15 protein-coding genes and 1 pseudogene are annotated in these 14,000 nt (G+C 69.6%); 8 read left to right on the plus strand and 8 right to left on the minus strand.

Translation table 11 applies throughout. The features are described 5' to 3' along the window. Positions 1-36: 36 nt before the first annotated feature. Positions 37-831 (minus strand): hypothetical protein, encoded by a 795-nt coding sequence (locus ETD85_RS02675; RefSeq protein WP_138687968.1) that lies wholly within the window; start codon positions 829-831, stop codon positions 37-39. On the opposite strand from ETD85_RS02675, the gene ETD85_RS02680 reads away from it, so the two are divergent. After that, positions 821-1,159, plus strand: a complete 339-nt coding sequence (locus tag ETD85_RS02680) for a hypothetical protein (protein WP_138687969.1) — start codon at positions 821-823, stop codon at positions 1,157-1,159. The genes ETD85_RS02675 and ETD85_RS02680 overlap by 11 nt on opposite strands. 22 nt (positions 1,160-1,181) lie before the next feature. Here ETD85_RS02680 and ETD85_RS02685 read toward each other — a convergent pair whose 3' ends face one another. Beyond that, on the minus strand, positions 1,182-1,697 hold the full coding sequence (locus ETD85_RS02685) for a GbsR/MarR family transcriptional regulator (protein ID WP_138687970.1): 516 nt from the start codon (positions 1,695-1,697) through the stop codon (positions 1,182-1,184). Positions 1,698-1,788: 91 nt separating this feature from the next. Between ETD85_RS02685 and ETD85_RS02690 the strand changes: the two genes are divergently transcribed. Both ETD85_RS02690 and ETD85_RS02695 read left to right on the plus strand, forming a co-directional pair. Further along, entirely contained in the window at positions 1,789-2,718 is a 930-nt protein-coding gene (locus tag ETD85_RS02690; protein WP_138687971.1) for an ABC transporter ATP-binding protein, read from the plus strand. After that, positions 2,715-4,307: an ABC transporter permease gene (locus tag ETD85_RS02695; RefSeq protein WP_138687972.1), complete on the plus strand. Its 1,593-nt coding sequence runs from the start codon at positions 2,715-2,717 to the stop codon at positions 4,305-4,307. Before ETD85_RS02690 ends, ETD85_RS02695 begins: the two co-directional genes overlap by 4 nt. 15 nt (positions 4,308-4,322) lie before the next feature. Here ETD85_RS02695 and ETD85_RS02700 read toward each other — a convergent pair whose 3' ends face one another. Next, on the minus strand, positions 4,323-5,021 hold the full coding sequence (locus tag ETD85_RS02700) for a hypothetical protein (RefSeq protein WP_138687973.1): 699 nt from the start codon (positions 5,019-5,021) through the stop codon (positions 4,323-4,325). A gap of 53 nt (positions 5,022-5,074) precedes the next feature. Here ETD85_RS02700 and ETD85_RS02705 point away from each other — a divergent pair, with 53 nt between their 5' ends. Then, entirely contained in the window at positions 5,075-5,794 is a 720-nt protein-coding gene (locus ETD85_RS02705) for a MerR family transcriptional regulator (protein WP_138687974.1), read from the plus strand. Here the strand turns inward: ETD85_RS02705 and ETD85_RS02710 are convergent, their stop codons facing one another. After that, the gene (locus ETD85_RS02710) at positions 5,795-6,085 is read right to left on the minus strand and encodes a hypothetical protein (RefSeq protein ID WP_138687975.1); all 291 of its coding nucleotides are present in this window, start codon (positions 6,083-6,085) and stop codon (positions 5,795-5,797) included. 184 nt (positions 6,086-6,269) lie between these two features. Between ETD85_RS02710 and ETD85_RS02715 the strand changes: the two genes are divergently transcribed. Continuing rightward, a complete protein-coding gene (locus tag ETD85_RS02715) occupies positions 6,270-6,836 on the plus strand; it encodes an RNA polymerase sigma factor (protein WP_240778828.1) in 567 nt (188 codons plus the stop codon). Next, on the plus strand, positions 6,829-8,019 hold the full coding sequence (locus ETD85_RS02720; protein ID WP_138687977.1) for a CU044_5270 family protein: 1,191 nt from the start codon (positions 6,829-6,831) through the stop codon (positions 8,017-8,019). Before ETD85_RS02715 ends, ETD85_RS02720 begins: the two co-directional genes overlap by 8 nt. 148 nt (positions 8,020-8,167) lie before the next feature. Here ETD85_RS02720 and ETD85_RS02730 read toward each other — a convergent pair whose 3' ends face one another. After that, positions 8,168-8,707, minus strand: a complete 540-nt coding sequence (locus ETD85_RS02730; RefSeq protein WP_138687978.1) for a GNAT family N-acetyltransferase — start codon at positions 8,705-8,707, stop codon at positions 8,168-8,170. 520 nt (positions 8,708-9,227) lie between these two features. Between ETD85_RS02730 and ETD85_RS02735 the strand changes: the two are divergent. After that, positions 9,228-10,259, plus strand: a pseudogene (locus ETD85_RS02735) (ATP-binding protein); the annotation flags it as partial. Between the two features lie 300 nt (positions 10,260-10,559). On the opposite strand, the gene ETD85_RS02740 reads toward ETD85_RS02735, so the two are convergent. After that, positions 10,560-10,976 carry a PIN domain-containing protein gene (locus ETD85_RS02740; RefSeq protein ID WP_138687979.1) on the minus strand — a complete coding sequence of 139 codons (417 nt, stop codon included), beginning with the start codon at positions 10,974-10,976 and terminating at the stop codon, positions 10,560-10,562. Positions 10,977-11,333: 357 nt separating this feature from the next. Continuing rightward, positions 11,334-11,996: a peptide-methionine (S)-S-oxide reductase MsrA gene (gene msrA, locus ETD85_RS02750; protein ID WP_138687981.1), complete on the minus strand. Its 663-nt coding sequence runs from the start codon at positions 11,994-11,996 to the stop codon at positions 11,334-11,336. A 122-nt stretch (positions 11,997-12,118) separates the two neighbouring features. Between msrA and rarD the strand changes: the two genes are divergently transcribed. Then, a complete protein-coding gene (gene rarD, locus ETD85_RS02755) occupies positions 12,119-13,042 on the plus strand; it encodes an EamA family transporter RarD (RefSeq protein WP_138687982.1) in 924 nt (307 codons plus the stop codon). Here the strand turns inward: rarD and ETD85_RS02760 are convergent. Continuing rightward, a complete protein-coding gene (locus ETD85_RS02760; RefSeq protein ID WP_138687983.1) occupies positions 13,010-13,999 on the minus strand; it encodes a polyprenyl synthetase family protein in 990 nt (329 codons plus the stop codon). The two genes, rarD and ETD85_RS02760, sit on opposite strands and share 33 nt — an antisense overlap. Position 14,000: the final 1 nt, after the last annotated feature.

Below are 14,000 nucleotides of genomic sequence, written 5' to 3' on the forward strand. Positions count from 1 at the left end.
GGCTTTCGGGCTGATCGATCCTCCGGCGCCCATGCCCTATGCGGCACCCGTACGGCGGAAGATACTCGAACGCGGAACACGAGACCCCTGCTCCGTGCCGGCGGGCCGGCGAGGAGGACAAGCATGGGCAACCGCCGCATCCATCTCGTCGGAAGCTACCCGGCGGCCGACACGCGCCAGGCCATGACGACCGTGGCCGGCGTGACGGGCCCGTACCTGAGGGCACTGGCGGACGGCGAGGTCGGCGCCCGCCGCAACTGGATCGCGCACGTCATCGACGGCCTCCGCGAGAATCCGGCCACCGAGCTGCGCACGGACGGAAGCTGGTCCGGCTACGACGACCGCCCCGTCTTCAGGGTCAAGCGCGGGCACCGCCTCACCTCCGGCTCCCTGAGCCTCGGCTACGCGGCCGTCGCCCGGGACAGCTACGAGGTGTTCAAGGAGGTCCGCGCGGAACACCATCTGGACGACGTGTCGTTCCAGGTCGGGATCCCCGGCGACCTGGACCTCGCGTTCTTCGCCTTCGGAGCGGCCGGGGCGCTCACCCGCCGGCGGGTCTTCCGGGACGCGCCGGCCCGCGAGATCGAGGAGATCGCCGGGCAGGGCGGTCAGGACGTGCTGTTCCAGCTTGAGGTGCCCGCCGAGCTGGTCATGGTGGCCGGCGCTCCCCGGCCGCTGCGGACGGTGACCGCCCGCCTGCTGGTCCGCGGCATGGTGCGGCAGGCCGCCGCCGCGCCCCCCCGGCACCCGCTTCGGCGTCCACCTGTGCGTCGGCGACCTCAACAACAAGGCGCTGAAGCGGCTGAGCACCGTCGCGCCCGTGGTGTCCATGGTCGAGTCGCTGCTTCGGGCCTGGCCGCGAGGCCGCCCGCTGGAGTACGTCCACGTCCCGCTGGCGGCGGGCGACCAGCCGCCGCCGGTGGAGCCGGGCTTCTACCGAGCGCTGGAATCCCTCGCCGCGTCACCCCCGGACACCAGGTTCGCCGCCGGCCTGGTCCACGAGGTTCAGGAGCCGGACGACCAGCGGAAGATCCTGCACGCCGTGGAGCGTCTCCTCTCCCGCACGGTGGACGTCTCCCCCGCCTGCGGCCTCGGCCGGCGTTCGCCACAGGACGCCCGGCTGGTCCTGGAAAGGGCGGTCGCCCTGGCCGAGTCATGACTGCGGAGCGCGGGAGCCGTCCCTAGCCTCGACGATCGTTCGACTCGCTCCACTTGAGCAGGAGCAGGGGCACCTCCTTGCGGAGGAACGCGAAGAAGCGCCGGGTCTCGTCCATCCGGGCGCCCGCAGGCGTGTCCACGCCGAGCACCTCGGCCCCGTCGCGCGCGCCCTCCTCGAAGCGGCGGAACACCTCGTCGCTCGACGCCGCGGCTTTGTACCACGCCGTCTGGTCGACCCGGTAATGATCCCGGCGCTCTCCCGGGTCCCGCTCGCGGGTCACCATCCCGACCCTCATCAGGTATTTCACCGCGCCCGAGACCGCCGACGGGCCGACCTGCAGCAGGTCGGCGAGCTCGGCGGCGGTGCGGCGGCCGTCGTCGGCGACGAGGAGCGCCGCGAGCACGCGCGCGGCCATGCGCGGATACCCCGAGTCGGACATGAGCATGGCGAAGCGTTCGAGGAACCTCAGCGCGTCGTCCGTGGGCACGTCGCGGGTGCGCTCGATCACGCCGCTCTCGTCGTCAGCTCTGTCGGTCATGCACACCCTTTGCGCGTCGTCGTGGATGAGCCCCAGGCTACAGAATACTGATAGTTCACGAATTTCGTGAACTTCATGTAATGTGCAAAGCATGGCGAACATGATCTCCGTGTCCGGTCTGGTCAAGACCTTCGGCCGGACACGGGCGCTCGACGGCCTGGACCTGACGGTCCGGGCCGGTGAGGTGCACGGATTCCTCGGGCCGAACGGAGCCGGAAAGTCCACGGCCATCCGCGTCCTGCTCGGCCTGCTGCGTCAGGACTCCGGCACCGCCCGGCTGCTGGACGGCGATCCGTGGCGGGACGCGACGACCCTGCACCGGCGGCTGGCGTACGTGCCCGGTGACGTGACCCTCTGGCCGACCCTGACCGGCGGCGAGGCGATCGACCTGCTCGGGCGGATGCGCGGCGGGCTCGACCCCCGGCGCCGAGCCGAGCTGCTCGATCGCTTCGAGCTGGATCCGCGGAAGAAGGGCCGGGCCTACTCGAAGGGCAACCGGCAGAAAGTGGCCCTGGTGGCGGCGCTGTCGTCGGACGCCGAGCTGCTCATCCTGGACGAGCCCACCTCCGGCCTCGATCCGCTGATGGAGGCGCTCTTCCAGCAGAGCATCCAGGAAGAGCGGCGCAAAGGACGCACGGTGCTGCTGTCCAGCCACATCCTCGCCGAGGTCGAGGCCCTGTGCGACCGGGTGAGCATCATCCGGCACGGCCGCACCGTGGAGACGGGCACGCTCAGCGAGCTGCGCCACCTCACCCGGACCTCGATCACGGCCGAGCTCGCCGGCCCCGTCCCCCGGCTCGCCGAGTCGGCCGGCGTGCACGACCTGTGGACGCAGGGCAACCAGCTGCGCTGCCAGGTCGACGGCGACGCGCTGGACGCGCTGCTGCGCGAGCTCGTGGCGGTGGGCGTGCGGAGCCTGGTCAGCCGGCCACCGACGCTGGAGGAGATGTTCCTGCGCCACTACGAGGACAACATGTCCGGCGCGGGCCGGGCGGGAAAGCACGCGGTGGCACAGCGATGAGCACTCTTACCGGCACCGGCGGGCTGATCCGGCTCATCCTGCGGCGCGACCGGGTGCGGTTACCCGTCTGGTTCGGGCTCGTGGCGGTGCTCGTGATCGGCGTCGCCGGCTCGGTGGCCGGCGCCTATCCCACGGAGGAGGCCCGCCAGGCGTTCCTCCACACCACCAACGGCGATCCGACGCAGCTCATGATGATCGGCCCGATCTACGACTCCTCCACCGCGGGGCTCGCCGTGTGGCGCGTACGCGGGCAGGCCGCCCTGCTGATCGCGCTGGCGAGCATGTTCCTGGTGATCCGCAGCACCCGAGGAGAGGAGGAAGCGGGCCGCAGCGAGCTGCTGGGCTCGGCCGTGGTCGGCAGGCACGCACCGCTCACGGCGGCGCTGGCCGTGGCGTTCGCCGCCAACCTGGTCACCGCCCTCGTCGTGACGCTGGGCCTCGCGGGCCAGGGGCTGCCTCTTCCCGGCTCCCTGGTGATGGGGCTGTCGGTCGCCGCCGCCGGCTGGGTCTTCGCCGCGCTCGCCGGCCTGGTGGCCCAGCTGACCGCGAGCTCTCGTACCGCCACCGGCATCGCCGCCACGGCGATGGGCGTCCTGTACGCGGTGCGCGCGATCGCCGACGTCGAGAACAGCCCGTGGGTGTCCTGGCTGTCGCCGTTCGGCTGGACCCAGCACATGCGCCCCTTCGCCGGTGACCGCTACTGGCCGCTCCTGCCCGTCGTCGGCCTGGTCCTGCTGCTGACGGCCGGCGCCTACCGGATGTCGGCACGCCGGGACCTCGGGGCCGGAGTCCTCCCGCCCCGGCTCGGTCCCGCCGTCGCGGCGCCGGGCCTGCGCAGCTCACTCGCCCTGGCCTGGCGGTTGCAGCGGGGCATGCTGCTCGCCTGGACCGTCGCGTTCACCGCCTTCGGCGCCGGCCTGGGAGGCGCGGCGCGCAGCGCGGCCGAGCAGCTGAACGCGAGCGAGGCCCTGCGGAGCCTGATCGAGCGGATGGGTGGCGTCGGCCGTCCCGCCGACGGCTTCTTCGCCTTCGTCATCTACCTGATGAGCCAGGTCATCACGGTCTACGCGATCCAGGCGACCCTGCGGCTGCGGGCCGAGGAGAGCGCCGGCCGCGCCGAGGTCGTCCTGACCGGTCCGGTCGGCCGGCTGCGCTGGGCAGGCGGTCATCTGGCCATCGTCGCGGCCGGGTCGGCGATCGCGCTCGCCGGGACCGGCCTCGGGATGGGCCTGGTACACGGGCTCTCCACGGGAGATCCGGGCGGCGAGATCGCCCGGCTGCTGGGCGCGAGCCTGACGCGGCTGCCCTCCGTGCTGGTGCTGGCCGCCGTCTGCGCGCTGGCGTACGGCCTGCTGCCCCGGCTGGCGGCGGTCGTCGCCTATGGCGCGCTCGGCCTGTGCCTGGTGCTCGAATTCGCGGTCGAGCTGCTGCACGCCGATCCGTCGATCTTGACGGTGTCGCCGTACGCGCAGACCCCCGGGCTTCCGGTCGCCGGCTTCGCCCTGACACCGCTGATCCTGCTGACCGTCGTCGCGACCGGACTCACCGCCGCCGGGCTGGCCGCGCTCCGCCGTCGCGACGTCGGATGAGCCATCCTCATCCGATCATCTGCCGCGGACAAATCGCCCGCCCAGTACGCCGTACCACAACAGGACCGGCAGGTGAAGGGCGTACCCGGCCTGCTCCATCACCACCGACGGCCCTTCACCGCCGGTCGTCCACGGGAGCGCGACCCCGGCCAGCCCGAAGATCGCGACGATCACCCCGGCACGGCGCAGGCTCCCCGGCATCGGGACCCCGGCCGCAGCGGCGGCAGTGGCCGCGACCCACAGCAGCCCGGCCAGGTTGACCAGCCACTTGGCGGTAAGGAGCACCCCGGCGGCCACGGCGCTCGCCTGATCCAACTGGCCCGGCCGGCCCGGCTGGGCCAGCTGAGGAGGTGCGGCCAGGTGGGCCAGCTGGGTCAGGGCCAGGTTGCCCGCGTCATGGGCCAGGCCGGCCAGCCCCGCCGCCGACAGCAACCCGCCGGCCAGCACCACCAGATACGGCCTCGGCGCCTCGGCCGAGCCGGCGGCCACCACCAGCCCCGCGGCGGTCAGCGCCAGCCAGCCCAGCACGTCGACGGCCAGCTCGGCCAGATGCAGCCCGGCGTGCTGGTCCACCGCGGCCAGCGTGGCGGCGGGATCGGCCGGATTCAGGGTAAGCCCCGATGGCACCACCATGGCCGCACCAGCGATCATGGCAAGTGCCGAGCTCAGCAGCAGAGCACCGGCGAGCCGGGCCCGCGGGTTCAGATCGGTCATGGACGGGACCGTAGAACTCTGACGCAGCGACAAAGTCAACACGAGGGGTCGAGATGTGGCGGATCGGGCAGCTCGCGCGCATGGCCGGCGTCTCGGAACGCACCCTGCGCCACTACGACAAGATCGGGCTGCTCAGACCCGCCGCCGTGGACCGCGCCACCGGCTACCGCTGGTACGGCGTGACCGAGCTGTCCCGGCTCGAACGCATCCGCGCATTGCAGCGTCTGGGCCTGCCGCTACGCCAGATCACCGACCTGCTGGACGCGCCCGAGTCACAGCTGCGCCAGGCCATGACCGAGACCCTGACCAGCATCCGGCGCGACATCGCCGCCCTGACCACGACGGCCGCCCACGTGCAGGACCATCTCACCTCGCCGATGTCGATCCTGCCGCAGCAGACCAGCGTGGGCCCCCGCCGCCTGCGCGTACGCCACCTGCGCCTCGATCACCCGGCCGAGCTGGCCACCATCTGCCCGGCACCGCCGGCGACCCTGCTGACCTGGCTGCACGGGCTGCCGGCGGGCGGATTCGCCGCTGCGGTGACCACGGAAGGGGGCGGCCGGCAGCTCACCCTGCCCGCCCGCGCCGTCGTACGCGCCGTCGTCCCGGCCACCGCCGGGGTGATCCAGGCCGGGCAGGAGCTGTTCGGCTGGCTGGATCGTCACCATCTGGACGTGGCCGGTCCGACTGTGGAGGAGTACCTCATGGACGCCGACGGCACGCGGGCCACCGTCCTGGAGATCTCCGTCCGCCCACGCGCGGCGCTCTCCTGATCAGGACGGGTGCTTCTGCTCAGGATCTCGATAAGGATCCGCGTACGGCTTGGTGGGCTGCCGTACCGAGTCAAGGATGGGCCGCATGGCCGGTCCGGCCACGTAGTAGCGTCCCCTGGCTTGCCCCTGAGGCACGAGCCAACTCAACCGGCACAGCTCACGAATGTCCCTGACGGCCTGCTGAGGGCTCAGCTCCGCGTCCTGCTGGTAGACGGTACGCCGGACGCGCGAGTCCCAGAAGGCCGGCAGGAGGGCGAATACAGTTCGCTCATCGAGGCCCGCTGCAGACATGGCGGCCGACAGCTCGATCCAGGCACGACTCAGCAGGTCGACACGACGCTTCGCCTGTTGTGTCTGAATGTGGTGAGCGCGCAACCCTGAGACGGCCTCCGGGATAGAGGGATATGTCAGCCCTTTGGACACCGGAGGAACCGATCATGAAGCGACGCACCGCCCCATGGCCGCGGCCCGAGTGGTGAGTCGGCCCACGGAGGAGCTCGGCGACTCGGAGATCATCGCCGCCTCTTCGGAAGACCCCGAGGCGTTCGGCGAGCTGTTCCGTCGCCACTCCCCACGACTCCACGCCTACATCAAGCGCCGCCTCGGGCCCACTCTCGCCGACGACATCGTGGCGGAGGCGTTCGCCACCGCGTTCCGGCAGCGGGGGCGGTTCGACGGACGGGCGGAGTTCGGCGCCTGGTTATGGGGCATCGCCGGCAACCTGATCGCCAAGCACCACCGGCAGGAGACCCGCATGTTCAGGGCGTTCGCCCGGACGGGCGTGGACCCCGCCGAGGACGGCGTCGCCGAGCTGGTCAGCGATCGCGTGCTCGCCGCCGCGCACGGCCCGCGCCTGGCGAAGGCCCTCGCCTCACTGAGCTCCCAGGACCGCAGCGCCATCCTGCTGCTGGCCTGGGGCGAGCTGTCGTACGCCGAGATCGCGGGGATCTTGGATCTGCCGCTCGGCACCGTCAAGGCCAAAATTCACCGGGCTCGGACGAAGCTCCGCAAAGCCCTCCCGGGGGAGAACAACGATGGATGAACTCGACGCGCTGCGCCAGATGCGGACGACCCTGGCCCGCGAGGAGAGCCCGGACCGGCTCGCCCTGCGTGCCGACTGGCGCTCCGATCACCGGCCGCGCCCCCGCCGCAGCTTCCGGGTCCCGCTGGTCAGCGTGGTGGCGACGGCCGCCCTGCTCGCGGCGACCCTGGCTGCCGTCTCTCTGACCTCGGACGGGGATCAGCCCGTTCGTCTGGGAGAGAGCGAGAGTCCACGCGTACCGGGCAACGCACTGCTGGTGGCCGCCACCAATGTGCGGACGGAGCCGATCGGCGCGTACTGGCACACCACCCGCATCACCGGGAAGATCTACGCGGTCGGCGAGAGCGCGGCGGACCACTACAAGATCGAGGGGAGGATGCAGTACGACCAGTGGACCGATCGGGGCGGCCAGGCGTGCACCACCGTTCAGAGCCTGCCGGCGCGCCCCTGGAGCGCCCGCGACAGGCGGAGCTGGCAGCAGGCTGGAGCACCGACAAAGGTACAGATCCCGACCGCGGAAGGGCTCGGCACCCTGTTCTTCGACAGCCCGGCAAGAAAGCCGGCCTGCCGCAAGAATCGTGACCAGCGATTCTTCGGGATGACCCCGCGACAGCTGGCCGCGCTGCCGGCCCAGCCCGAGCGGCTGGAGGACGCCCTGCTGGACCTCGAAGGCAACTGGGCGGCGTACGCACCGAAGGTGACCAAGCAGCCGATCCGGGCCCTGCACGGCGAGGCGCGCGTCCGGGCGCTGAGTGACGTGGCCGGCACCCTGCTGGCCATGGCGCCCGTCCCTCCAGAGGTGCGGGCGGCCGCGTTCCGGATGCTCGCCACCCTGCCCGGCGTCAAGGTCGGAGGCAAGGCGACCGACCCGCTGGGCCGCCCTGGAGTGGTGGTCTCCCTGCCCTTGGAGACGACCATCCCCCTCGGCCTCTACACCGCGCCCAAGCAGCTCGGCACCTACCGGCGGCAGTGGATCATCGACCCCGGCACCGGGACGCTGCTGGCCCTGCGGGATCTTGTGGCGACGCCGCCGCGCGGCTCCCGGGACCTCCCGCGGGGCGACGACGGCAGGCCGCGCCGCCTGACGGCCGAGAGCCAGCCTGACCGCTTTCACGAGCCAGGAGAGGTGTCCGAGTACGAGACGTACGAGGTCGCGGAGTGGACCGACACGGCACCGAAGTGAGCGCGCATCCCCCACCCCGACGTGCTGGCCGCCCAACGCCGCGAACGCATCCGCATCCGGAAAGGCATCCGCTGGGGCGGCCGGCCTCTCAAACCCGCAACCTCAACCTCTCACCCACCCAGTGATCGTTTCCGGTCACGGCACAACGTCAATTCCTCGCATCACGGGCGATCCGGTACAGCACATTCCGACGCAGTGGCCCTTCAGGGGCCGTAGGGTCGTCGAAGTCGTCGCCCGGATCCCGGGTCATGCCGATTCGGCGCATCACCGCTTGGGACCGGAGATTGGTGGCGGTCGTCACCGCGAGAATCTCCGGGAGCCCGAGAGTCTCAAAGCCGAAGGTCAGGCTGGCCAGGGCCGCCTCGGTAGCGTAACCGTGGCCCCAGGCTGAGCGGGCGAGTCGCCAACCAATCTCCACCCCCGTGAACGGCATGCCATCATCCACCTTGTCCAGGCCCGCGAAGCCGATGAACTCGCCGGTGGCAAGCAGCTCGACCGCCCACCACCCGTAGCCTCGCTGGTCGAACTCGCTCTGGAACTTCGACACGACGGCATCGCTCTGTTCGCGAGTCAGCAGGTCGCCCAAGTGTTCCCGGACCTCAGGATCGGCGTTCATCGCCGCCCACGGTCCAAAGTCGGACTCCCGCCATCGGCGGAGAACCAAACGATCGGTACGCATTTCAGACATGCTGAGAAGGCAACACGAACCATGGCCCCGGAGGCAACTCAGTTTCCTCAGAACCCTGCTGCCGCCCGAAACCTTGCCCGCCCCCAGGCTGACGAATCCGGTGATCGTTTCCGGTCATGGCACCAGCTCCGCAACTCTACCCCTCGCCGGAGGTCAGGCCGACCGGGCAGGAGACCCCGGTACCGCCGATGCCGCTCAACCGGGAGACGGCGGCACGACGGAGACCGCCTTCTGGACGGCTGCGGCGCGTCCTGTGGCGTAGGACCGAAGCGGGCGGCACCCTTGACAGTGCTTCGGAGAAGGTTGAGGCGAACATCTCACAACCTCGATCGGCGTCTCCTCCCGTACTCCCGGCCGAGACGCTGGGCCACGGCTCGGCAGATCAGCCAGCCCATGTGCGGCAAATCTGCCGAGAGGTGTGCGGCAAATCTGCCATGCCAGCATGTCAGTGCGGAGTATTCTCCGCTCCGTGGACACGGATGAACTCACGCTCTTCCCGCGTCGCGCGGAGGCCATGGCGATGGAAGCCCTCACCGACACCCGTGTAGTGGTGATCAATGGCGCCCGGCAGGTCGGCAAGAGCACTCTGGCCCAGGCGATCGTGCGTCAGACGGCAGGAGCCGGCGAGATCTACCTGGATCAGGCAGCCGTACGCGCGGCGGCGCGGCAGGATCCCGATGGGGTCGTACACCACGACGGACTTCTTCTCATCGATGAGATCCAGCGCGTACCGGATCTCCTTCTCTCCATCAAGCGGGAAGTGGACGCCGATCCACGGCCAGGACGCTTCTTGCTGACGGGATCCGCCCGGCTTCTGGGCCTCCGGGACTTGCCGGACGCGCTTCCCGGCAGATCCGAGACAATCGAACTCTGGCCGCTCTCCCAAGGGGAGATCGAACGGAGCGACGACGGCTTCGTGGACGGGGCATTCCGGCAAGGTCCTGATCTCAAGGTCGCGACTGCCGGACTTCGTCGTCCTGACTACTTGCATCGCGCGCTACGTGGAGGCTATCCGGAGGCCGTCCACCGCCCGTCCCATCGTAGAAGAGCCCGTTTCTTCGAGTCCTACATCTCCGATCTGATCAACCGAGACGTCAAGCAGATGTCCGATATCGAGCGACCCGCCGATATGCGCCGTCTGCTCAACATTCTCGCAGGACGGATGGGCGGCTTGACTGTGATCGACAACATCGGCCGCGATCTCGGGCTACCTCGCAACACCGTGAAGCGCTATATCGAGCTGCTCGACCTGGTGTACGTCATCAGACGGATTCCGGCCTGGTCTTCCAACGCGACCACACGCGCGATCGCGACACCCAAACTGCTGCTGGTCGACTCTGGACTTGGCGCCCATCTGGCAGGCCTGACCCCATCCCGGGTGTCCGATATAACGGCACCCGTGGGTCCGCTGATGGAGAACTTCGCCCTCGGCGAGCTGGCCCGCCAGCTCACGTGGTCCGAGGAGCCTGTACGGCTCTACCACTACCGAGATCGAGATGGGGTCGAAGTCGACGGCATACTCGAACGAGCCTCTGGCGAGATCATCGGCATCGAAGTCAAGGCCACCGAAACCGTACGCGCCGATGACTTCAGAGGCCTGCAGCATTTGGCCCGCAAACTGGGCGACCGACTCATCGCCGGGTACGTCCTTTACGCGGGCCAGGAAACGCTTCCTTTCGGGGACCGCATGCGCGCTCTTCCACTATCCGCATTGTGGACCGCGTCTTCCACAACGTGATGGACGGACTTACGTGTCCCTGAACGCGGGTCGTCCTGGCGGCGATATTGCTGGTGGCAGCGCTTCGCCTCCCCCAATAGTTCCGGAGACCCCCGCTCGGCCCCTCAAGCAGTCTCAGACAGGGACCACCTGCACTGCCTTCCCGCACAGTTTGCCCATCTCGCCCTCGTCAGACGTCAGAACGATGACAGGGCGCACCGAGCGCAGTGCGGTGGCCGCGACCACAGCGTCGATGGCGTACTTGTGACCATGCAGGCGGGCATCTCGAAGAAGCTCGATCGCTCGCGACGAGATGTCCTCGGTCACCGGCTCGATCTTCAGCCGGGACAGATACCACCTGAGACGATCGCTTTTGACGCGGACCTCTTGTGCCTCGACCGGTGTCATGGCGCTGACCACAACCCGAAAGTCGTTGTCCTGCGCCTCCCGTACGAACGCTGTCACCCGCTGGTCGGCCTCGCACCACTTCACGAGCCCTTGGCTATCGAGCACGAGAGTGCCCGCGCTTAACCGGCTTCGTGCGCGCGCCATCCGTCCTCCTGTTGGAGTTCGGGCGCGGACTTTACGCGGCGGAACAGCTCTGCCGCCTCATCCCGCAAAGACTGTGGGATCGGCCCAGAAGCGGCCTCGTTCGCCTGCAGGGCCTCCTCCAAGAGATCCCGCTCGATCTGGCGCTCCACAGCGGCATCAACGTAGGCGGAAAACCCGCGGGCTCCAACTCGCTCTCGGACAGCGCGGATGTTGCCTGCTCTCAGAGACACACTGACTTTGGCGGCCGGGCCGTCTCCCGGGCGAAGTCTCGCTCTGGCATGCTCATAGGCCCAGTTACTACTCGAAGGAGCAAAATGCCGATCCTCGCTCTACGCAAGGACCGGCCGCTACATGCGCCTACGCGTCGCCGGAGGTCAGGCCGACCGGACAGGTCACACCCGTGCCGCCGATGCCGCAGTAGCCGTTCGGCACTTTAAAAAGATATTGCTGGTGATATTCCTCGGCGTAGTAGAACGGCCCGGCAGGTGCGATCTCCGTGGTGATCTCGCCGTACCCCGCCCCCTTGAGCACCTCCTGGTACGCGTCCCGCGACGTCTCAGCCGCCTTCTGCTGCTCCGGCGAGTGGTAGTAGATCGCCGACCGGTACTGCGTGCCCACGTCGTTGCCCTGGCGCATCCCCTGCGTCGGGTCGTGGGCCTCCCAGAAGACCCTCAGGAGCTCCTCGTACGACACCTTCGCCGGGTCGAAGACGACCCGTACGGCCTCCGTGTGGCCCGTGAGGCCGCTGCAGACCTCCTCGTACGTCGGGTTGGGCGTGTGGCCCCCCTGGTAGCCGACCGCGGTCGTGACGACCCCCGGCGTCTGCCAGAACTTGCGCTCGGCGCCCCAGAAGCAGCCGAGACCGAAGTCGGCCACCTCCAGCCCCTCCGGGTACGGCGGCGCGAGCGGGGCGTCCAGCACCGCGTGCCGCGCCGGCACGGGCATGGTCTCCGCGCGCCCCGGGAGCGCGTCCTCGGGTCGGACCATCGATGTCTTGTTGCCGCCGAACAGCCAGCCCATCGCCCTACCTCCATAGGTCTTCCCTCAGCCTACCTAGCCCACAACGCTTTAGGATCTCTACACATTTCCCTCCAGCAGCTGAAATTTGTGTTTAAAGGTGGTAATGGGCGAAGATGGCGTTCATGCCTGACCTACGGCGCGGTGTGTTGTTCGGGATCGCCGCCTACACCATGTGGGGCCTGTTCCCCCTCTACTGGCCACTTCTCAAGCCATCAGGGGCCGTCGAGATCCTGGCCCACCGGATGACCTGGTCCCTGGTCGCCGTCGCCGCCGCGCTGGCCGTGCGCCGGCACTGGTCCTGGTTCAGGGAGCTGGCCCGGCAGCCGAAGAAGCTCGCGCTCCTGGCGCTCGCCGCCGTGGTGATCACCGTCAACTGGGGCACCTACATCTACGCGGTCAACGCCGGGCACGTGGTGGAGAGCGCGCTGGGCTACTTCATCAACCCGCTCGTCAACGTCGTGTTCGGCGTGCTGCTGCTGAGCGAGCGGCTGCGGCCGCTGCAGTGGGTGGCGGTCGGGTTCGGGGCGCTGGCGGTGCTCGTGCTGACGATCGACTACGGCCGCCTGCCCTGGATCGCGCTCACGCTGGCGGTCACCTTCGGCGTGTACGGGCTGATCAAGAAGCAGGCCAACGTGGCCGCAACCGAGAGCCTGGCCGTCGAGACCCTGGTGCTGCTGCTGCCGGCCCTCGGCTACCTGCTGTTCCTCCAGGGGACCGGGCAGGCCACGTTCGGGCACGAAGGAGTCGGGCACGCGCTCCTGCTGGTCGGCGCGGGGATCATCACGGCGATCCCGCTGATCTGCTTCGGCGCCGCGGCCATCAGGGTGCCGCTCAGCACCATCGGCCTGCTGCAGTACATCGCGCCGATCCTGCAGTTCGGGGTCGGTGTGCTGGTCGCCAAGGAGACCATGCCGCCCAGCCGGTGGATCGGGTTCTCGATCGTCTGGCTGGCCCTGGCGGTCTTCACGTACGACGGTCTCCGGACGGCTCGGGCGGCCGCCCGGATCAGGAAATCAGCCAGAACGCTCGACCACGTAGTCACATAGCGCGAGAAAGGCGTCCTTGGCCGGGATGTCGGGAAGGCCGGAGATGTCGTTCCGAGCCCGGTCCACCCAGGACGTCAGCTCGGCCCGCGCCTGCGCCATCCCCGCGTGGGCGCGGAGCAGCGTCAGCGCCTCCTCTACGTCCTCCTCGGCCACCGGGCCCGACAGGAGCGAGGTCAGCCGCGAGGACTCACCGGACGCGAGCACGTACAGGACCGGCAGCGTCCTGATGCCCTCGCGCAGGTCGGTCCCCGGCGTCTTGCCCGACTGGGCGCCGGAGGAGGCCACGTCCAGCAGGTCGTCCCCGAGCTGCCAGGCCACCCCGATCGCCTCGCACGCCCGGCTGAGCCGCTCCTCCACGTCCGCGGGCGACCCCGACAGCAGCGCGCCGAACCGGCCGGAGGCGGCGATGAGCGAGCCCGTCTTGTCGGCGAGGACGCTCAGGTAATGGCTCACGGGGTCCTCACCCTCGCGCGGCCCGACGGTCTCGCGGATCTGACCCTGGACGAGACGCGAGAACGTCTGCGCCTGGATCCTGATCAACTCGGGACCGAGGTCGGCCAGGATGTCGGAGGCCTGGGCGAACAGATAGTCGCCGGTGAGGATGGCCACGGTGTTGTCCCACCGGGCGTTGGCCGACGGGGAGCCCCGGCGCACCGGGGCCTCGTCCATGACGTCGTCGTGGTAGAGCGAGCCCAGATGGGTCAGCTCGATGACCACCGCGCCGGGCACCACGCCCGGCGCGGACGGATCGCCGAACTGCGCGGCCAGCAGCAGCATCAGCGTGCGGAAGCGCTTGCCGCCCGCCTCGATGAGGTGCTTGGACGCCTCCGTGACGAAGGCGTCCTCGCTCTCCACCGACGAGCGCAGGAGTTTCTCGACGGCGGCCAGTCCGTTGGCCACATCCTGCGCCAACCGTTCGTCCTCAATGGGAAGGTCAACCACGGGAGGCGCAGACATA

This window comes from Nonomuraea zeae, assembly GCF_005889725.1.
Taxonomy (GTDB): domain Bacteria; phylum Actinomycetota; class Actinomycetes; order Streptosporangiales; family Streptosporangiaceae; genus Nonomuraea; species Nonomuraea zeae.